The 18961-nt window shown below is 69.6% G+C and carries 20 protein-coding genes, 1 pseudogene and 1 CRISPR repeat array; of the genes and pseudogenes, 8 read left to right on the top strand and 13 right to left on the bottom strand.

Annotated elements, in window-relative coordinates:
* Positions 1–216: 216 nt before the first annotated feature.
* Complete coding sequence (locus AB0953_RS28000; RefSeq protein WP_366862343.1) at positions 217–3546, bottom strand: DEAD/DEAH box helicase; 3330 nt, start codon at positions 3544–3546, stop codon at positions 217–219.
* A 257-nt stretch (positions 3547–3803) separates the two neighbouring features.
* Positions 3804–4687: a CRISPR direct-repeat array (repeat unit 29 nt; unit sequence CTGCTCCCCGCACCCGCGGGGATGACCCC).
* A 265-nt stretch (positions 4688–4952) separates the two neighbouring features.
* Between AB0953_RS28000 and AB0953_RS28005 the strand changes: the two genes are divergently transcribed.
* On the top strand, positions 4953–5534 hold the full coding sequence (locus tag AB0953_RS28005; RefSeq protein ID WP_366862344.1) for a hypothetical protein: 582 nt from the start codon (positions 4953–4955) through the stop codon (positions 5532–5534).
* Positions 5535–5712: 178 nt separating this feature from the next.
* Here AB0953_RS28005 and AB0953_RS28010 read toward each other — a convergent pair whose 3' ends face one another.
* Positions 5713–6258 (bottom strand): hypothetical protein, encoded by a 546-nt coding sequence (locus AB0953_RS28010; protein ID WP_366862345.1) that lies wholly within the window; start codon positions 6256–6258, stop codon positions 5713–5715.
* 352 nt (positions 6259–6610) lie between these two features.
* On the opposite strand from AB0953_RS28010, the gene AB0953_RS28015 reads away from it, so the two are divergent.
* Entirely contained in the window at positions 6611–7579 is a 969-nt protein-coding gene (locus tag AB0953_RS28015; RefSeq protein ID WP_366862346.1) for an inositol monophosphatase family protein, read from the top strand.
* Positions 7580–7585: 6 nt separating this feature from the next.
* Here the strand turns inward: AB0953_RS28015 and AB0953_RS28020 are convergent, their stop codons facing one another.
* Positions 7586–8044, bottom strand: coding sequence for an NUDIX domain-containing protein (locus AB0953_RS28020; protein ID WP_366862347.1), 459 nt, complete (start codon positions 8042–8044; stop codon positions 7586–7588).
* 131 nt (positions 8045–8175) lie between these two features.
* On the opposite strand from AB0953_RS28020, the gene AB0953_RS28025 reads away from it, so the two are divergent.
* Positions 8176–8388 carry a hypothetical protein gene (locus AB0953_RS28025; protein ID WP_366862348.1) on the top strand — a complete coding sequence of 71 codons (213 nt, stop codon included), beginning with the start codon at positions 8176–8178 and terminating at the stop codon, positions 8386–8388.
* Positions 8385–10055 (top strand): zeta toxin family protein, encoded by a 1671-nt coding sequence (locus tag AB0953_RS28030; RefSeq protein WP_366862349.1) that lies wholly within the window; start codon positions 8385–8387, stop codon positions 10053–10055. The genes AB0953_RS28025 and AB0953_RS28030 overlap by 4 nt, the downstream gene beginning before the upstream one ends.
* Before the next feature lie 100 nt (positions 10056–10155).
* Here AB0953_RS28030 and AB0953_RS28035 read toward each other — a convergent pair whose 3' ends face one another.
* Positions 10156–10296, bottom strand: a complete 141-nt coding sequence (locus AB0953_RS28035) for a hypothetical protein (protein WP_366862350.1) — start codon at positions 10294–10296, stop codon at positions 10156–10158.
* 39 nt (positions 10297–10335) lie between these two features.
* On the bottom strand, positions 10336–10653 hold the full coding sequence (locus tag AB0953_RS28040) for a nucleoside triphosphate pyrophosphohydrolase (RefSeq protein WP_366862351.1): 318 nt from the start codon (positions 10651–10653) through the stop codon (positions 10336–10338).
* A 51-nt stretch (positions 10654–10704) separates the two neighbouring features.
* On the opposite strand from AB0953_RS28040, the gene AB0953_RS28045 reads away from it, so the two are divergent.
* Positions 10705–11238 carry a hypothetical protein gene (locus AB0953_RS28045; RefSeq protein WP_366862363.1) on the top strand — a complete coding sequence of 178 codons (534 nt, stop codon included), beginning with the start codon at positions 10705–10707 and terminating at the stop codon, positions 11236–11238.
* A 436-nt stretch (positions 11239–11674) separates the two neighbouring features.
* On the opposite strand, the gene AB0953_RS28050 is transcribed toward AB0953_RS28045, so the two are convergent.
* Positions 11675–12946: a DUF1266 domain-containing protein gene (locus AB0953_RS28050; protein ID WP_366862352.1), complete on the bottom strand. Its 1272-nt coding sequence runs from the start codon at positions 12944–12946 to the stop codon at positions 11675–11677.
* Between the two features lie 345 nt (positions 12947–13291).
* Between AB0953_RS28050 and AB0953_RS28055 the strand changes: the two genes are divergently transcribed.
* Positions 13292–13534 (top strand): hypothetical protein, encoded by a 243-nt coding sequence (locus AB0953_RS28055; protein ID WP_366862353.1) that lies wholly within the window; start codon positions 13292–13294, stop codon positions 13532–13534.
* Positions 13535–13547: 13 nt separating this feature from the next.
* Here AB0953_RS28055 and AB0953_RS28060 read toward each other — a convergent pair whose 3' ends face one another.
* The 7 genes and pseudogenes from AB0953_RS28060 to AB0953_RS28090 form a co-directional block, all read right to left on the bottom strand.
* Positions 13548–14057, bottom strand: a complete 510-nt coding sequence (locus AB0953_RS28060) for a hypothetical protein (RefSeq protein WP_366862354.1) — start codon at positions 14055–14057, stop codon at positions 13548–13550.
* A 126-nt stretch (positions 14058–14183) separates the two neighbouring features.
* Positions 14184–14410, bottom strand: a pseudogene (locus tag AB0953_RS28065) (S24 family peptidase); the annotation flags it as partial.
* Between the two features lie 78 nt (positions 14411–14488).
* Complete coding sequence (locus AB0953_RS28070; protein WP_366862355.1) at positions 14489–14866, bottom strand: toxin Doc; 378 nt, start codon at positions 14864–14866, stop codon at positions 14489–14491.
* 4 nt (positions 14867–14870) lie between these two features.
* On the bottom strand, positions 14871–15122 hold the full coding sequence (locus AB0953_RS28075) for an antitoxin MazE7 (RefSeq protein WP_366862356.1): 252 nt from the start codon (positions 15120–15122) through the stop codon (positions 14871–14873).
* A 107-nt stretch (positions 15123–15229) separates the two neighbouring features.
* On the bottom strand, positions 15230–16537 hold the full coding sequence (locus AB0953_RS28080; protein ID WP_366862357.1) for a tyrosine-type recombinase/integrase: 1308 nt from the start codon (positions 16535–16537) through the stop codon (positions 15230–15232).
* A complete protein-coding gene (locus tag AB0953_RS28085) occupies positions 16534–16905 on the bottom strand; it encodes a DUF6354 family protein (protein ID WP_366862358.1) in 372 nt (123 codons plus the stop codon). The genes AB0953_RS28080 and AB0953_RS28085 overlap by 4 nt, the downstream gene beginning before the upstream one ends.
* A gap of 76 nt (positions 16906–16981) precedes the next feature.
* Positions 16982–17989, bottom strand: coding sequence for a hypothetical protein (locus AB0953_RS28090; RefSeq protein ID WP_366862359.1), 1008 nt, complete (start codon positions 17987–17989; stop codon positions 16982–16984).
* Between the two features lie 105 nt (positions 17990–18094).
* Here AB0953_RS28090 and AB0953_RS28095 point away from each other — a divergent pair, with 105 nt between their 5' ends.
* The gene (locus AB0953_RS28095) at positions 18095–18382 is read left to right on the top strand and encodes a hypothetical protein (RefSeq protein ID WP_366862360.1); all 288 of its coding nucleotides are present in this window, start codon (positions 18095–18097) and stop codon (positions 18380–18382) included.
* A gap of 373 nt (positions 18383–18755) precedes the next feature.
* Positions 18756–18961: hypothetical protein (locus AB0953_RS28100; protein WP_366862361.1), on the top strand; the 206-nt coding region annotated here is incomplete at its 3' end.

An 18961-nucleotide genomic window follows, 5' to 3' on the forward strand; every position in this document is an offset into this window, starting at 1 on the left:
CACATGCGTGGGGATGATCCGGGGCTGCGCCGGGGATGTTCCGCGGGGGCCCCCACGCCAGGCGAGGTGACCTATCGGCGCTGCCGGGCAGGTCGCGGCCCCCGCTGCTCCGGGACCGTGCAGCATCATGTGGTCGGGGTCGTTGATGCTGTTGCCCGAGTCCATACGAGCCAGGCCCTGCGGCGGTCTCCGGACAGGTGGTCCCGCCCCAGGTCTCTATAGGCGGTGGTGGTCCTCCTGCTGTGACGGGTGCCAGGTGTGGGACGGCAGGGCCTCCGCCAGGGTGTTGAAGAAGCGCTGGTCGCGCCACGACTCGAGGTTGCCGATCACGAACAGGCGGCGCTTGGCACGGCTTACTGCCACGTTGAGCAGGTTCGGACGGGAAGCCGCCCACGCGCGGGCGCCCGGGCGGCGCGGGTCCGTGCCCAGGACCAGGATGACCACGTCGGCCTCCTTGCCCTGCGTCGTGTGCACCGTACCCACCCGCTCCGCCGGCACCAGGTCCCGGGCAGCCCGCCGCGCGCCTGCCACCACCTGCCGGAACGGGCTGATCACGAACACGTCCCGCGCGAGGTCCACGCCTTCCTTGCCCAGCCGTTCCAGGATGCGCCGCAGCGCGCGGCCCTCCTCCGGGATCCAGTGGCCGTCGGCCTCCGCCCCGGTCACGTTCACCCAGCTGCTCGTCGGCCGGTAGACGTACGGATCGCGCCGCTTCGTCCCCTGGACCATCAAGCCGTCGTACGCCACCGCATTGCTGATGGAGAACATCGGTTCGTCGCACCGCCGGTGCACCCGCAGCGGCGAGCCGACCCACACCTCGTGGCGCCCGTCGGGGAGTTCCGCGGGCAGGAGCGTTCCGTAGCGGTTGGCGCGGTCGGCGAGCTGCTGTACCGACGTACGTCCCGGCGCCCACTCCTCCGCGACGCCGAAGTCGTCGCGCAGCGCCCGTTGCGCCGTCCACGGCAGCACCACCACAGGTTCCAGCTGCAGCGGGTCGCCGACGACGACCGTACGGCGGGCCCGCCACATGCCGCCCACCGCCATCTGCGGCGTCGCCTGCCCGGCCTCGTCGACGAACAGCCAGCCCAGCGCCTCCGGCCCCAGCCGCCCGAAGACCCGATCGAGTGAGGCGAAGGTGGTCGACATGACCGGGACGACGACGAACAGGCTCTGCCAGGCCGCCCGCAGATGCGCCTCGGGCACGGTCTTCGGAACCGCCCCGGCAACCGCGTCCATGGCTGCCATCAGGTTGGCGTACATCGTGCGGGCCGTGCACCGCAGGAAGGCCCGGTGGAGTTCGAGAGCGGCGAGGAACACCTCGGTGCGCGCCCTCGTGATCTCCGGGTCCGACCAGGGCGCGGCGAGCTCGCGCGCCGAGTCGTCGGTGAGCCAGGAGTCCTCCGGCACGAAGCCCTCCCAGCGGCTCCGCGCCGCCGCGAGGGCCTGCTCGGTCCGCTCCGCGTGGGCGTGCGCCGCGCGCTGAGCCTCCTGCCGATCCCGTAGGCGGGCTGCCGCTGCGCCGACGGCTCCCCGGACGCCGTCCCGTCCGGCCTGCGCCGTATCGCGCGCCGCGCGGGCGGCAGCGACCAGGCCGGCCGCGTCGGCCTCGTCCGCGTGCCAGTCGCGCGCGGCACGCCCCAGCGTGAACAGGCTGACCGTGAAACCGGGTCGACGCGCGAGATGCGCCTGATGTGTACGCTCCGCCTCCGCCAGGGCCTGCTCGGCGCGGGCCAGCGAGGCCTCGGCGGGCGGCAGCAGCTCCCGCACGCGGGCGAGCTCCGCCGCATCCTGCGCCACGGCGAGCTCCGTCCGGCGCAGGGACTCGTACGCCGCCCCGCGGCCGGCGTACGCCTCCGCGGCGAGGGCCCGCTCGTCGCGCAGCCGCTCCGCTTCCGCGAGGGCGGCCACGAACCGCTGCTTGGCCTCACGCCACACTCCGCTCTGCGGGGTGTCGCGCCACTGGCGCAGCAGGTGGGCCAGGCCGGCGCCGCTGTCGATCCAGGCGTTGCGGGGGCGCCGACGGCTGCCGCCCGCTTGCTGCGCCGGGACGGGGGGCGGGGGAGGGGCGCCTGCGTCGGTCTGGCGGTACTTGCCGTGCCAGAAGCGGTTGACGAACTCCAGCCGGTTCTTCTTGCTGCCCAGGCGCGCGGCGACCGCGCCCCAGGCGTCCTCGCCCTTGAGCAGGCGGGTGGCCTGCTCGGCGAAATAGTCGGCCTCCTCCCGCCACGGCTCGGCGAGCGCCTCGCGGGCGGGGATCTCGGTGGAGATGTTCTCGACCGCCCCGTTGTTGGCGGAGGCGACGACCATCTCGAAGCCGGTGAACTCCGGTCGCAGCGGGGTGACCGTACGGGTGTAGTCGCCGCTCTTCCATACGTACGGGGCCTGCTGCGCGAAGGCTTCGGACGGCAGGCGCAGCGCGGCCAGGCGCCGGGCGCGTTCGACGACGGCGGCGGCGAAGCAGTCGCGCAGCATGGTGGTCTTGCCGGTGCCCGGCGGGCCGTTGACGGCGAAGACTCCGGCGGCGGGGGCCAGCTCGGCGTGCACGGCGTTGACGGCGAACTGCTGGCTCAGCGCGAGCGGGTGCTCGGCATCGGCCGGCCACCGCCCGACCGGCGTCCGGTGGGGAGCCGCACCGGCGAGCGCGGCTTCGGGGTGGGCCCGCAGGTCGATGCGGCGACAGGCGTCGAAGGCGGCCTCGGGGGTGAGATAGGCAGCGAGGCCCGCGCCGGGGTCCTGCCGGGAGAGGGCGCGGGCGACCTGGTCGAGGTCGGCGGCGATGAAGCTGTTGAGGAAGTCCTGCTGGTCGGCGCTGTTCGCTGCGGCGTGGTCGAGGCGTACGGCCACGCTGCGGACGCGCACCTCTTCGGGCCGCAGCGCGACGGTGACACCCCAGGCACGGGCCAACTCGCCCGTGAACTGCAGCAGGTGCGCGGCCGTGACGACGCCGGCGCCGACGGCGGACTCCTCCTCGTCCTGGTCCTCCTCGTCTTCGGCGGAGCTCGCTCCGACGGACTCCCCGGTCTCGGCAGGATTGGCGGCCTTGACGGGTTCGCCGAGGTCGGCGGCCCGGCTGCTCCAGGTGTCGACCTCCTCCTCGAACCCGTCGAGCCAGCCGCGGCTGCCCGGGCCGGGGGAGACAGCGCGGCCGGTGGCCCAGGCGCAGGAGGAGAAGACGGGGGAGTCCAGCAGCAGCCGGCCCTCGTCGGTGACGGTCAGCGCGAACAGGGCGGTGTCACCGTCCATCCGGCCGTCATGGTCCTCGCCGCTCTCCCCGAAGACGTCGAGCAGGGTGTCGCGTACGGCGCTGAGGGCGTACGCCCCGCCGTAGACGACGTGCTGCCAGCCGTAGCCGGGCTCGAGGGGGATCGACCGCAGCGGATGCCCGGCCTCCCAGGGCACGGGCCTGCCCGGCTCGACCCGATACACCCGCTCCCGGGCCGACAGCGCGGGGATCTTCTGCGGACTGAACAGCTCGACCGCCCGCCAGTACCCGACGACGCCGCTACGCCGCCGACGCTCGGCCTCCATCACGCCCGCCCCCGTCATCGGTGATCACTACCGTGCACCTTACGGCGGGTGATGACTGCGGGTCAGGCGATTCGATGCCCTCGCCATACCGCCCGGGCATCGGCCTGGGCGCCGACATGCCGACCGGGAGGGATGGATCCTGCCGAGCCCGCCTGGGCGTGCGTATCCCGGACGTGAGGGTTCGCCTGTTTGTGGGTCCTATAACCTGTTTGCCGGATCCAGCGAAAGTGCTCGAAAATGGCGCGCTCCCCGCTTAGAGTCCCAGGTCAAGAAGCCTGCTCCCCGCACCCGCGGGGATGACCCCTGGCTCGCCAAGAAGCGCTACCACGACGAGTACTGCTCCCCGCACCCGCGGGGATGACCCCTCGCATCAACGTCCCTGGCGGCGGCCGCATCGCTGCTCCCCGCACCCGCGGGGATGACCCCTGGACGTCGTCCGCCGCGTGCGCCGAGGTCGACTGCTCCCCGCACCCGCGGGGATGACCCCGGAACGACCTGCCGCGACCTGGCGAGCAGGTGCTGCTCCCCGCACCCGCGGGGATGACCCCTACCTGATCCGGAAAATCGAGGGTCTCGTCGCCTGCTCCCCGCACCCGCGGGGATGACCCCCGCGGGGCCTCGACCCCGCCCACCCCGTAGGACTGCTCCCCGCACCCGCGGGGATGACCCCTTGGTCTCCTGCTTCGTCCGGCGCCCGAGGTGCTGCTCCCCGCACCCGCGGGGATGACCCCACGAGGTTCGCGTGACGCTGGAGCCCATCGCCCTGCTCCCCGCACCCGCGGGGATGACCCCGTCCGGGGCGTTCACGATCACGCTTCCGACCGCTGCTCCCCGCACCCGCGGGGATGACCCCTGCCACAAGGTTTACGGGGCCCTGGAAGAACACTGCTCCCCGCACCCGCGGGGATGACCCCGAACTGATGAGGACTCGCGCGGGGCGTTCCCGCTGCTCCCCGCACCCGCGGGGATGACCCCACGCCCTGACCCACCCGAAGGGGACGTCGCTCCTGCTCCCCGCACCCGCGGGGATGACCCCAGGTCGCTGATGGCACGCACGTCAGCAGCGGTCTGCTCCCCGCACCCGCGGGGATGACCCCGGCGGTTCCGGCCGCCTCTCGGGCCAGCAGCTCCTGCTCCCCGCACCCGCGGGGATGACCCCTCACGGCAACCAGAAGCGATCCACCTCATTGCGTTAGCCGTTGTAAGAGGTGAGTTTTTAGGCAGTCGCTCCCCTGCTGCATTCCGGCGGAGTCGAACTACGACGTCCGCATTGCGCTTGAGGGGCCGCAGACCGGCGGGTTATCTGGCCGGACTGAGCGTCATGACGGGTCCCCGGCTGTGGGCGGCGAACAGCCGTCCTTCGCCGGTGCGCAGATCCACTGCCATTTCCCCGTTCGACATGCCGATTCCAGTAGGATCATGACATGTTGATCGCTCGTTCGGCGCAGGAAGCGCACCTCTACATAGATCTTCACGTCTGTGTGTGCGGCGCCACGCAGTTCGACCGGGAGCACCGGTTGGAGGACCGCGAGGGGGTCCTTGTCAGCATGTACGAGGGTGTCTGCCCCCAGTGCGGTCGTACACGCTCCTACGCGTTCACGATCTCCGACGACCGGCCTCCGGCGCCCCCGGCGTTCGGCGGTCCCGAGCCTTCGCAGATCATCGACCCCGGCGAGTTCCTGTGGGTCAGTGACCGAATGTCGACCGAGTCGGGGCTGAGGCTGCTGAGCACCCCGGCCGCCGAACACCGCGAGATCCGTTCGGCAGCCGCGTACGGGACCGCCGCGCTCGAGGAGGTCGCCAAGTTCCTGCCGGAGGGCGCCGACCGGATTCCGGAGGACCGCTTCACCTCCGAACGGGGGCGGGAGATGTACGCGAAGGATCCGTCACGGTTCACGCGCAAGGACATCGACGCCGCGCTGGAGCTGGACCGGAAGGTCCTTGCCGGCATCGACCGGTACAGCCCGCCGCAGAGCTCAGAGCAGAGCCGAAGTACGGCCCAGTAGCCGAGGGCCGCGCCTTGGCGTTGGCCGGTCGGCTCAGGCCTTGAGGTCCAGCAATAGGGCCATCAAGGCCCACCAGTGTCGCGCTGCTTCAGGGTCCTTGGGTCTGCGAGGGCCCCCGATCGCCACACAGCAATGGCCGTGACGGCCGGGAGAGCCCGAGGACGCCCGCGCCTGTCGCTCAGCTGGCCGTTTGACTTGCCGTCCGGGAGGAATGCTCTCCGACGGGGACGAAGACGGCTACGTAGTCCTCGAATCCCTCGTGGATACCCCATTCCTCGCGGCCCATCGCTGCCTCGTACCGGGCTCGGGAGTCCTCTCGGCCCTTGGCGTAGACATGAACCGTGTAGACCGTCGACGGTTGAAGCGTGAGGGTTGGGGCGTACCCCTGGCTACCTGGAAGCCAGCCCATCGCAGGCACGGCAGGGCCGGTGGTGGGGCCGGAGATTCCCATTCGGCCTGTGGAGACGGGCCGGTACAGCCAGGAACCAAGCGATTGCCATTGCTCCGTCTGCTGCACCGGCTCGGCCTCGGCGACCATGAGAGTCACCCAAGCATCGTGTTCCTGGAGGCAACTGACGATGGTGAGCTTGCCGGGTGTGACGATCACGGGCTCGTGGGTGTGAAAGCCCGGTACTTCGTCGACACCCTCGACTTTCTCCTCGACGTGCTCGGCAATGCAGAAGTGCGAGTATGCGACACCCACGACACCGCTGACTATGTCCATCTCCGAACCCTACGTGCCGATCGAACGAGCTGAGCGGCGAGTCTCCAAGCCGTGATGCATCTTGGCTCGGTTCACTGCTTGTATTGGCTCGGCGGGGGAGTGTGGAGACGGGCCGAGGGCTCCAGCGGTCCCCTCGTGCAGAGAGTGGAGCGGTGATCGAAGCCTGCTGAGCTCGTGCCGACCCCTCAGCGTGATCCCCGTGGGGGCATTCGGCCGCGCGCATACGTTACCCCACGACATGGAGCCCATCGGTCCGAGGCCGAGTCAGGAACGGCGAGAATGATCACAGTTGGCTGACGCCCGGGCATGGCGGCAGAATGACGGATACCGTTGAAGAAGCAGGGGGAGCGCCGTGGGCAAGGAATTATCGGAACTCGGGCAGCTGGCCTTTGAGGCGGCCCAGCGCGGCCGTGATGTCATTGCAGCCGCGCAGAGTGAGGGCGGTTTCGCTGTCCGCACCAAGTCTTCGCACCGCGACTTGGTGACTGACGTGGACACCGCGGCGGAGCGAGCGGTGACGGACTTTCTGCGACAGCACCGGCCGCACGATGCCATCCTCGGCGAGGAGGGCGGCCAGCAGGAAGGCAGCGGGAACGTCCGATGGATCATCGATCCCATTGACGGCACCGCCAACTTTGCTCATGGACGCAGCGACTTCGCCGTGGCCGTTGCTGCCGAGGTGAATGGCGTACCCGCGGCCAGCTCGATCATCCGGCCCGCAACCGGCCGATGGATCGCCTGCGACGAGACCGGGACGATCGTGTCCGGAAACGGCACACCAGCAGTGTCTGCCACCGACGAACTGAGCGCCGCCCTGGTATCGGTGAGTGTGTCCATCAGCGAGGAACGCCGCCCCTTGACGCTTTCGACCCTCATCCGGTTAATCCCCGAGGTACAGGACTTCCGACGCACGGGATCCACCTCCTGCGACCTCTTCGACATCGCAACCGGGGCGCTGGACGCCTATGTCGGGATCGGCACGAAGCCGTGGGACGTAGCTGCGGGTTGGGCGGCCGTCCAGGCTGCCGGCGGGCGGTGCCTGCAGTTTCCTGTGGCGGACGGACAGACCGCCTATGTTCTGGGCACGCCCGCCGTCGCCGAACGCGCTGCCGCTCTCGTCGAGGAGCACGCCGCCGTATTCACGGCCACCCAGAACCGGACACGGCTACGGGGGGCGGTCCATCCCGTGGTGGGCACAAAGGCAGCGACCTCCCGTTCCACCACGGTCGCCGGCGGCCGCAGCGAGGCACCCCCCACCGCGGCCCCCGGCGCTCATGCGCAGCCCAGCGTCGAGCCGCCCCGTAAGGGACCTCGCCGATAGTGGACCTCAGCGGAAGACGCCGTGTCGGCCCAGCCGCAGGTCGGACAGTGCATCGTGGTGCTGAGCGTTCGTCAGCGGTGGCACCTGCGACAGGGGGAAGTACCGAAGCTCCAGAGTCTCCCCGTCTTGGCCACCCAACTGTCCGCCGACAACCGAGCAGCAGAAGAATGTGGTGATCGGTTGGACCGTATCGCCGTTGGGATAGGTGTGCCGGTATTTGGTGTACACACCCAGCAACGTGTCCACGCACACGTGCAGTCCGGTCTCCTCCGCAGTCTCCCGTACCGCGGCCTCGGCAGCCGACTCGCCGAGCTCGATCGCCCCGCCCGGGAAACCCCATGCACCGTCGTCTCCGCGGCGCTGCAACAAGACCCCTTCGTCGGTAACCACACATGCAGCGGCGAAGTTGAGCTGAATCAAAGAATTCCCGACACGGGACCGAATCCAACCGATATAGTTCGACATAAAGAACCCGCCTCCTTGTCAATTGACTTATGGATTATAGCCACTCTCGGGCAAGGGTATAGAAAGGTACGGAAACGATGACGGAAAGAATCGCGGGGCAGCTTCCCCTGCAAGGCGGCGCGGCTTACGAAGTGGCACGTGACGTTCTCCTGCAGCTAATCGGTCACGCCGCCGGCCAGGTGGGCGCCGGTGAGGTGGACGCCGACCGGGAATGGGCCGAGAAGCGCGACCGCTGGGCTGCCCTGCTGAACACGCTCGACCCGCGGGACGCCGACTCCGTTCAGGCCGTCCTGAACCGTGAGGCGCCGGTCCTGAAGTCCATAAGGGAGGGTCTGAGCCGGTGACGGACCCGGGAGTCGACCGGACGTACGTACTGCCGCAGGAGCAGTCCGACCTGATCTTCGAGCAGATCGCCCAAACCCTGCTCGCCGACGCCGTCTTACAGGACGAGCCCGTAGCGACCATACTGAGCGCGCCGCCGGGCGCCGGAAAGAGCGTTCTCGCGCAGGACATCAGGGCGACCTACCCCGAGGACGCCCGGCCCGTCGTGATCGATGTGGACGCGGTTCGCGCATTCCACCCCGACTACCAGAATCTGCGCGCCGCGCACGGTCCGCAGGTAGCCGATGATCTCATCCAGGCTCAGGCAAGGATCTGGTTCGAGTCCGCGATCGACTACCTCGTGGAACGCGGCTCGCATCTGATCGTCGAACACGGACTGCGTGACCGAGAGGTCACAGATCGCCTCCTCGCCAAGCTGTCCGCAGAGGCCGACGGCAGGGCGCCCTACCGGATTGAAGCGGCGCTGCTCGCCTCGCCTGCCGCCATGAGCGAACTAGGCATCCTGGAGCGCTACCAACTCGGTCACGAGACGACAGGTCAGGGGCGGATCGTCGCCGCAGACCTACACGACCAGCGGTACGCCCACCTTCCCGAGGTCGCCGACTGGCTTGACGCGGACCCGCGCGTTGCCGTCCAGTCCGTCTACCAGCGCGGAAACGCACAACCGGTCCACCGCAACGAACGCATGGACAACGGCGAGCTGCGCCTGCCGGTGCCCACGCGCGCCGTGGTAGAGGGTCTGCGCAACGAGCGGTTGACCCTGGAAGAGAGCCGCTCCTACCTCACCCTGCACGCCAGCCTGCAGGCCCGGATGGCACCCGAATGGGAACCACGGCTGCAGCGGGCGCTCGAATTCGCGGCACCCCTGCTACATCCCGACGCGGGCGCGGGTCCCATCGCCGACCGGCCTGCCGTCACCTTCGGCCGATACCAGATCGTCTCCATCGCTCACCTGGACACCGTCCGCACAATTCTTCGCGATTTCCCGTCCCTGGAGCTAGGAGTTCTCGACCTGGAGGCCCGACCAGACCAAATGCCGCACATTCCTGAACACCTCCGTGATTTCTACGCCGGCTGCGAGGCGAACACCTCACCAGCGAAGAACCCCATGTCCGCCGACGAGCGTGCCGGATTCTGGCAAGCAACCATCGAGGCAGCAGGGCTCCAGGACCGGGTCACCGTGCGCGTGATCAACCGCCCGGAACTTGACCCGGACGGATTCAACCAGATGTTTCCTCCGGAAAGGGTCGACCTCGTCTTCCCTACCGCCAGCGGTGAGGGATTTGATCTGATTCGAAACGCAAGCTTCGGAGAGATCCTCGGCAGGAAGGTCCGAACCGTCGAGCCTCCTCTGGAGTACCACACGTCGGACATCCGCACGGCATACCGCGCAGGCAACGAAGCTTGGAAGAACGGCTTTGCGCCCGGCGGGCTGGAGGCGTTCATCGCGGTGGACGGCCCGAAACGTCTTCTGGCACTGGCACCGGCGCAGAGCGCCTCAGTCGTCCATCCCCGGCGAGTCGACGCTTCTGCTGCCAGGACACGCAGCACTACCACCCAGCCCACACGACAAGGCAAGGAGAAGCCAGCTCAGGGTGCGAGCAGCCAACCGCCAGGGGCACCCAGCAGAAACGCTGCTCCGGAACGTCGGCCCGGCCGCGCCAGATGAGGCCCTGGGTCAGCCCGTAGGGCTGGCCCAGGCGGCGTCGGCACTGGTCCGAGGTCTGCGAAGCGCGGTGGCTGGCACACCGCGCCGCGTTCGTAGACGGCTACTGGTCGAGCGAGGGGAAGGGGACGTTCCAGCGCGGGATCAGCGCGACGGAGACCACCGCGCTCGCCCGCCATGCCGGCCTTGCCCCCGCGGCGGTGGGGCTGCCACTGCCCGGGGTGAGCCACATCGTGCTGGCCAAGCTCCAGCTGTAGAGGTGTTGCGGGACCGGCACCACAGGTCAGCGGTTGCCGGTCCAGACGATCCGCTCCGAGAAGCCACCCCGCTGCTCGGCCTTGGACGCCCGAATCTTCTCCAGCTGGGCAGCGTCGACGCCGAGGTCCGCGGCGAGGGCAAAGGCGACCTCGAGAACGTCCGCGAGCTCTTCGGGGGCGTCGGTCTCGTCCGCCTCCATGTACTCCGCCACCTCCTCGACCAGCTTCGCGCGGAGCCTGGCCCGGTACTCCGCCGGCTCGGCCACGTAGACCTCTGGCTCAAGTCCGTCCGCGCGGATGATCTCAGGGATCCGGTCCCGTACCAGCTTGCCCGTGGTCAGCACGTACACAGCTGCCGGCGGGGGAAAGGGTTCGGCTCGGATCCGTAGCCCGGCCTGGTCCCGGCGCCCGGCGCGGTCGCCGTCGGGCTGCTCCTCACCGACCTCACCAGCTGGGAGTGGGCAGTGCTGGACGCGTTCGAGGACGTCCGTTACACCCTGACCCCGGTCACCACGAGCGGCGGCGGCCGAGCCTGGGCCTACATCTGGCCTGCGGAAGACGTCCGGCCCGAGGACTGGGACGCCGACACCTTCGCGGAACTGCACCTGAGGGCGTACGCCGGGCTCGCGCCGCACCTGGCCGCGCGTGCGGCGTACGCACCGTCGGAGAGGATCAGGCGGCGTTCTTCGCTCGTTCCGCGCGAGCGCCGCCAAGCTCGCGCTTCGCTCGCCCTCGACATCGAGAAGCAGGCCGGCCAGCTGGCGGCACAGACCGTCGCCGATCTCCGGGAGCAGCTCGCGAGGGCCACGGGATCCCTTCGGGCGTTGCAGGAAGGACAGGCCCAGCAGAGGGACACCCTCATCCTCAACACCTGCCGAGCCCTTTCGCTGCAATACGGCCAGCCCCCGTACAGGTCATGGGAATGGTGATCCCCTGGCTCACCGACGAGGGCATCAAAGCAGTGTGGGACGTCGAAGCGCTGATCGAACGACAGCCGTGCCCGCCAACGGCTGGACCGCCGGAATCCTTCGCAGCAACAGGCAGGGGCTTCGCTTCGCGGACGCCCCCGCCCCGGACAGCACCGAACGGCCGGTGTGGGCTCATCCGAACTACCAGGCCGATTGGTACACGCCGAAGAGCACCGTTGTGCCCAAGACCAGGTCACCACAGCAATGAAGGGTCTGCGGTAGCCCGGACCACTCCTGGGCCCGGTAGTTACCAGGCCCAGAGCCGTGACGTCACCCACGCCCACGTCCAAGCGGATCCGCTGGAAGCGCCGCGGTCAATGGCCCGATCGGCGCTACCTTCCGCCACCGGGTCCGGGCGGACCAGCACCACATCCCAGAACTGCTCGCCTTTGCACTCTTACTCCCAGGGCAGGGTGTTCCAGGGGCTGGCGGGGTCGGTGGTCAGGACACGGTGGGTGGCGAGCACTGTCTCGTACCACTCGCCGAACTCCTCTTCGTCGAAGTGGAGGCAGCGGCCGAGGATGTACGCGGCGGAGAAGTCCTCCCACGAGCGGTAGTTTGCTTGGACGAGGCGTCCGGCGCGGACCACCGCGGCCTCGGCCTCCGCCAGGGTGCACAGGCGGGCGGCGAGGCCCCAGCGGGCCATGCCGGAGGCGCGGCCGTAGTCCCACGCCTCGACGCTGCGGACGTAGCCGCCCTCGGGCAGCAGCCCGTCGGCCCGGAAGCGTGCCTCGTAGCGGGTGATGCGGCCGATCAGCCGGTGCACGCCCGTCACCTGGCCCTCCAGCTCGGACGGGGACACCGGCTGGCCCTGGGTGACGCCGTCCGGGGTCAGCCGGGGCTGCTCTGCCGCCTCGGCCCGGCGGCGCACCACGTTTTCGGCGGCTCGGCGCCAGTGGTCGGCCTCGATGGGACCGGCGAAGTCCAGGGCCATCCCGCGGCGCAGTTGCAGGACGAACTCCCAGACACCGCTGACCATGTCGGCCGTGAGCAGTCTGTGCTGGCTGTCCTGCCACTTCTGGCGGGTGGTGACGCCCCACCACCGCTCCAGGGTGCGTTTCTCGTCGCTGTAGCCGCAGCCGTGGTAGGCGATGGAGTTCCAGAACCGGCCGTTGGCCACCGCGATGTGTGCGCCGGCGGCCAGGCCGAACGCGACCTGGCCCGAGAGGGGTCCGCCCTGCTCCAGGGTGTGGATGGCGTCCGGGGCCAGTCCGTGGCTCTTCACCGCGGCGTAGTGCTGCTGCCACAGCTGCCGACCCTCCGGCCCGGCGGGCAGGACGCCCTCGCAGGGGCTGCCGGGGTTGACGACGAGGTACGGGGGGTCGTGAGGCTCCCACACCCGGGCGAACCAGCCCAGCGTGTAGCCGTTGTAGACCGGGTCGGGCTGCGGCTCCGGCAGCATGCCGGCCGTGTAGACGGCCAGGCACATGGTCTGCGTCTGGGGGTTCCAGTAGGGATGGAAGCGGCTATGGCCGGAGCTGGTGTCGACGTAGGCCCGGGACTGCATCATGTAGAGGTCCGCATGGGCGACGAGATCGTAGTACGCGGGCCAATCCCCGCGCGCCTTCGCCTCGTACAGCCCCCGCTCGATCGCGCTCGGCGCAACCCAGCCCTGCACGCCCTGACCGGCCGGCAAAGTTCCTCCCACATGACCCGTTGTCCACCCCATGGAGAAAACCCTAACCGGCAGTGCCGGGCCGACCGGCGTGAAGACCCGAGGCCTGCGTGAGGACTCCCTGGAGTTCCTCTGCACCAGGCACGTCCGGTTCTGGCGCACACAACGGGCCGCGCGGCGCTCCCGCCGACCGTCCGGAAACCGAGTACGGCGGCCGACGCGCACGTCGTCGGCCGGGCCCGGCCAACAGTCAGGGAGCCGACTGGTTCGTCCAGGGCATGACTAGGGATGCGGTGCCCTGACTGGTCCAGGCGACGCGGCAAGTGCGGTTGTCGGCATGGGCGCGCCAGCCGTGCATCCCAGCGTCGTAGTCGGCGCAATGTCGCCGTCACCGCATGGATGGCCGGCCACATCCACGGCGAGGACGGCTGTACCGGCTGCCAGGACAAGGGGACCACCGACTGGCAGGCCCGGAGGACCGCCATCACCGCCATGCAGCCGGACATCATCAAGTGGTTCGACCGGGAGGTCTGGACGGCCGCCCTCCACGACACCGGCTACGGCGTCACCCGAACCTGCAGCCGCGCCATGGTGAGTCACACGCCGGAGGGTCCGGCCGAGCCGCGAAGGCCCGGTGGATAGGCCGCGCCCACCGTCAGCCCCGCGAGCGGCGCTGACGGTGGGCGCGGTGGAGGCGGCGCCCCGGTGAGGGATCAGATGCGGCTTCCGGTGAGGAGAATCCGCCCGGCACTGCGGTGCGCTGCGTCGGCTGCTGCATGGAGGGGGCTGCGGGGGTGGGGAGGGCAGGCTTGGTCGTGGCCAGGATGGTGATGTGGTGGATGTGGCGGGCGCAGGCCTGGCAGACCTCGGCCAGGGTCCAGACCTGGCCGATGGCCGGGTTGTGGACGAGGACGAGCAGGCTGGTGCCGGTGCAGTGGACGCGGGTTTCGTGGAGGGCGCATCCTGCGCTGCTGCAGCTGCAGGCGGCGTTGGGGCGGGCGCCGGCGAGGCGTGCGTGGGCTTTGGCGTGCTCGGCGGCGAAGCGGCGCATGCTCGCAGCGTCTTTCGAGCGGGGCGGCATCCGGCACGCGGCGGTGCTGCAGGTGACGGACACGGTGTGGTCGGGGTGGCCGGTGAGGCGGACCGTCCAGGTCCGTCCCGGCACGCGTGCTCCGGGCGTCAGGGTCAATTCGGGTCCCGTTGTCGTGCTGGTTGTGGCTGGCGGTCCTGCCGGCTCGTGAGAGCCGGCAGCGCCGCGTCGCCGGGGGGCCTGTCGGGGGCGTGGGGCGCTCAGAGCGCGCAGGACGGCGACCGCCTTGCCGAGGATAATGGCGTCGTCCCGGGGATCGGCTGGTACGCCGGGTTGTGCGGCATGAGCCAGACCTGGCCGTTCTCGCGGCGCAGGCGTTTGACCGTGGCCTCGCCGTCCAGCATGGCCGCCACGATGTCGCCGTGGTCCGCGTTGTCGGCCTTCCTCGCGGTGACGATGTCGCCGTCACAGATGGCGGCGTCGATGAGGCAAGGGGCTGTTCATCGGTGATCTCTCGGGGTGGAGGTGTGCGGTTTGCAGGGCGCACAGCGGTGAGACCGCCAGCTTCAGCCGACCTGCAGGGATCGGAGTCGGTCCGCGATGCCGTACGAATCGAGTCGCAGAGCCCGGATGTCCACGATGAGGTCGCGCCACAGCTCGTACTTGGCATCGACGCGCTTCCCGGAGGCTTCCAGGTAAGCGAGTGCGACACCGTAGCCGTATGCCTCGTTGCGCGCAGGGAGGGGGCGCAGAAGTACGCACTCCTCCAGGAACACGGCGGCGCGCCAGAACGCGTCCGGGTCCGCCTGGTCCAGACGGGGGGTGTTGACCCGGTGCCGGGCGGCCATGCCGACCAGCACGGAGAGGTCGTTGACGGTCAGGTCAGAGCGAAGGATGTCCTCTTGGCGGTCCAGGAGCCATCGGTAGTCGACGAGCAATTCCACCGGTTCAGGCCGCCCGCGGGGTCTCGTTGGCGGCCGCTGGCGGCAGCCCGCCGAAGTCGGCGTCGAACCGGTCCAGGACCCCCGGCGCACCGATGGCCCGCCGGAACGCAGCCGTGGCAGTGTCCAGCAGCTGCTCGTGTTCCTTCTCCGCGGCGACGCGCGCGAGGTAATCCTTCATGGACACGCCCGCGGCGTCGGCCAGTGCCTTGAGTCGGTCACGGGTGACATCGTCGATCTTCACACTGGTGTCTGCCATGTATCCGAGTATGCCAACCGGTATACCCACCTGGCTACCGATCCGCACGCAAGGGCCCTGACCTGCCATTTTACGCGGGTGGGTGGGATGCCGCCTCATGCGGCGGATCACTCCTCTCGCACTACGGTAGCCGCGGCGCGGGCCTGCGCGACCGCGGCGTGCGCCGGTCCGCCGTAGAGCGGGACCGCGTCGAGCGGGTCACGCTTGCTGATGTCGATGCTGCCGTCGGGCCGGTTGTAGACGTCGTCGGAGAGGGTGGAGTCCGCGTTCCAGTCGCCTGCCTCGTTGCGCTCGGCGAGCGGTACCTCAGCCTCAGCCAGGTCGGTGTTCGGGCCCGCCCGCAGGGAGTGGGAGGTGACTTTGAGACCGTTGATCAAGGCGACGCCGGCGGCGGCCGCGCGGGCCTTCACCATCTCGTTGACGGCCCGGCCGGTGAGGAACAGGCCGCGTACCGTCGCGTTCGTGCGGCGCTTGAGGTTGCCCAGGGTGGTCAGGGCCCGGAACAGGGGCTTGTTCGGCTGGTAGGCAGGCTCGCCGCTGGCTGGGTTCTGGTCCCGCTGGGTGGGCTCGAACAGCTCTCGGAGGTCGGCGAGCCAGGCCCGCATGCGGGCGACGATCCGCAGGTCGGCCCGGTCGCGGATGAAGCGCCATCTGCCCTTTCCCTTCCGGCGGGTCTTGGACTTCGCGGTCCAGACCCACACGCCGTCGGTGTCGAGGCGGACGTGCCGGACGAGGAGGTTGGTGACCTCGACGGAGCGGTAGAGCATGCCGTACTGCAGGACGAGCATCGCGGCGTCGCGGCGTCCGATCCGAGTGGTCTCGTCGATGGCGGCGAGGACCTTGACGAGGTACTTGAGGGTCAGGCCTGCGGACTTCTCCGGCTCGCCGCCGGCGGGGATGTACTCCTCGAGGCGGTAGTCCTCGATCATTTCGCGGATGAGGGAGCCGTCGGGTCGCTCGCCCTTCGGGTACCAGGAGACGATCCGCCCGCAGTAGGCCAGGAGGCTGTCCGGGCTGTACTTGGTGCCGTCCGGCTTGCCCTTCTCCATGAGGTGTCCGAAGTACGCGGCCACGTTCGCCGTGGTGGTGGTCGGCCGGGCGATGCGGCCCTGGCTCTGGCACCACTGCTCGAAGCGGATGCGTGTGGAGTCCCGGTTGACTCGGGTGTTGCGGGCGCCGCGCTCGTTCAGCCGCTTCTTGACGCCCTCGGGGACCTCGAAGTCGATCTCGGTGAAGCGCGTCGTCTCGTCGGCCCGGGGCGGGAGCTCACCGGGGCCTAGCACGGTGTGCCGGGTCACCGCATACGCCGGCGCCGGGGAGGCAGCGTCGACCACGGGCATGAGGGCCGTGTCGTCGACGAGTTCGGCGTCGACGATCTCGGCTTCGGGCACCTTGACGGCTGAGCTCGTGGTCATCGGCTGCTGACGTCGCTGCGGACGGCCGGGCCTGCGGGCAGGAGGTCGCGCAGGACGCGCAGGGCTGCACGCGCGCAGTCCGGCGGGGTGGCTCCGGGCCGGTGGACCTCGGCGACGGCGGCCAGCATGGCCAGGTACTGCGGATCGGTGTCGGCCGGGTCCTCGAGCAGCTCGAAGGCAGCGGACCTCAGACGGGCGATGCTCGCGTGGGTCTTCCTGCCGGCCTGGCCGCCGAGGTCGTGTTCGACGACAACGTCGGCACGCCCGTCCCGGACCGCGGTGACGCGCAGGCGCCGGTCCCGGGCCTTCATATCGGGGGCGAGGTCGCGGTACAGCTGGTTTTCCGGGACGGTGCTGCTGGTGCTCACTGGTGGTTCCCCTTCTCTGCTACGGGGGCGGGTTCCGACTGTGCCTTGGTACGGTCCGCGTACGGGATGAACTGTCCTATTGCGTGGCGGCGTGTTCGCACCAGCCACAGAGGCCGATGGTGTGCTTGTCCGGCACGTAGGTCTTCTCGCAGGCGTTGCACGCTGGAAGATCGTCATGCCTGGTGCCGCAGGCAAAGCAGAGGGAACAGGTTGTCATCGGCGCGGCAGCCACGGACACTTCGCCGACGATCAACGCCGTCACGCCGCATGATGGGCAGCGCGCCACCGACCCGAAGTCTTCGGACCGCTGCCACACGTAGAGGTCAGCAGCCCCGTTGGCTCCGCGGGGGCCCCAGTCCACGTGGCAGAAATGGCAGGTCGGCTCGCCTTCCTGGCCGCCAACGACCAGCGCCCATCGGTCGCAAGAGGGACATTCCACGGTCGCACCCTGGATGTCCTTCAAGTCGCCCCGGAGACGGTTGAGCCGGGTCTTGATGAAGGACTGGATCATGCGGACGTCCTCGCCGACCGTCTCCAGCGTGCCCGCCACCTTCTGCGCCTCGATGGGCGTTAGGGCGGGGAGCAGCTCGGTGTGGACGAAGGTCACCAGGAAGTCGAGGACCTTGGCCGCGCGGGACTCGACCGCTCGGGCGTTGTGGGTGAGGCCGTAGTGCTGGAGGGCGTTACGGTCCTTGGTCAGGTCGGCCAGGTGGGCGACCGCCTTGTCGTCGATGTTGACGCGGGCGATGTCCTTGAGACGGGCGATGGTCTCCTTGATGCCACAGCTGTTGAAGGCGCCGGCCTCGAACGTGCGGCGGGTGGCCAGGCCGGGGTCCGCGAAGACCAGGCTCCAGTGCTCGCGCTGGAGGCGTGCCTTGAGGAGGACTTCGGCGGCGGCCTGGAGGTGGAGCACGGCGTACTTCAGGTGCCGCGGGCCGGGCTGCTGTTCCGCGGTCAGGTGTTCGACGACACTCTGGAGGTAGTCCACGCCGTTCTCCACCGGCGGGAAGTCGACCTCGTGGCCGACCGGCCGCTTCGGCTCGTCGCCGCGACCCCGCGCCTCATTCGACTCGCTAACAGTCAAGGTCTCAACCCTTCCCCCTGAGGTCGCGTGACGCTCCCTCACTACCTCGTATTCTGTCACGAATAGGAGGTAAGGAGACCCTAACCAGCCGACGCTAATTGGGGCGTGGGGCAGGGCGGCCCGCTCGAACACGTTCGATTCTTCGCTCAGAACCCTGAGATCACCCCTGGCGCCTCCACCACCGTTGACGGACAACCTGCCTTCACGCTCACCTATCCCGGTTCGCAGGGCGGGACCATCACCGACTACATCGCAGCCCAGGGCCGCCCCTACCTGCTGAAGCGGACCGAGACCGGCCGACAGCCGTCCGAGATCACCTACTACGACTTCGACACCGTCACCCAGCTCCGACCTCCCGCCGACCACGATGTCGTCTCCATCGATGAGCTCTGAGCGCAGACTCGGTCACTTTGGGGTGATGGGAGCCCCTTCCCGGCGGCGGTCTTCCTCTCCCGGAACACCCGGGCCCCCTGCACGGCAGAGGCCGATCTCCACTGGGATGTCGGTGTCGGCGTACGGGCTTATCTCCCCAGCCGGTACGAGCGAACGTCCTGGGCCGCCTGGCCGCAATATGGCCGGGGCCGGCCGATAGCCGGCCGGTCTCGGGACAGGGCGGTCGGTCCAAGGTGGGGCGTAACCCCGTCGTGCAGCGACGCCCGTCGCGTACGTGCTGGACTGTGGGCGCGGGGGAACCGGGTTGCGAGGCGGTCGGGAGCTGCGGTGGAATCGGGCGGCCTCTGCGGCCCGGGCGGGGAGGGATCGGTTGATGGACAGGTCGACAGCGCTGGACGGCGTGCTGCGGCGGGCGCACGTGGTCCGGGTGAGCGCGGCGAGCGGGGTAGGGATGGACGGAGAGATCCGGGTGGACCTCTCCGAGCCGGCGGAGTCGGCCCGGCTCAGGACGGCCATGGCCGTGGAATCGCTGTCGGGGTTTCACTGCATGTGCCTCGGGGACGTCCGCTTCGAGGTGTT

This window comes from Streptomyces sp. NPDC046866, from assembly GCF_040704625.1.
In the GTDB taxonomy this organism is placed as follows: Bacteria; Actinomycetota; Actinomycetes; order Streptomycetales; family Streptomycetaceae; genus Streptomyces.

Coding starts and splice junctions, on each gene's coding strand:
- AB0953_RS28000 (WP_366862343.1), bottom strand. CDS start 3,546: ATGACGGGGGCGGGCGTGATGGAGGCCGAGCGTCGGCGGCGTAGCGGC.
- AB0953_RS28005 (WP_366862344.1), top strand. CDS start 4,953: ATGTTGATCGCTCGTTCGGCGCAGGAAGCGCACCTCTACATAGATCTT.
- AB0953_RS28010 (WP_366862345.1), bottom strand. CDS start 6,258: ATGGACATAGTCAGCGGTGTCGTGGGTGTCGCATACTCGCACTTCTGC.
- AB0953_RS28020 (WP_366862347.1), bottom strand. CDS start 8,044: ATGTCGAACTATATCGGTTGGATTCGGTCCCGTGTCGGGAATTCTTTG.
- AB0953_RS28050 (WP_366862352.1), bottom strand. CDS start 12,946: ATGGGGTGGACAACGGGTCATGTGGGAGGAACTTTGCCGGCCGGTCAG.
- AB0953_RS28055 (WP_366862353.1), top strand. CDS start 13,292: ATGGCCGGCCACATCCACGGCGAGGACGGCTGTACCGGCTGCCAGGAC.
- AB0953_RS28075 (WP_366862356.1), bottom strand. CDS start 15,122: ATGGCAGACACCAGTGTGAAGATCGACGATGTCACCCGTGACCGACTC.
- AB0953_RS28080 (WP_366862357.1), bottom strand. CDS start 16,537: ATGACCACGAGCTCAGCCGTCAAGGTGCCCGAAGCCGAGATCGTCGAC.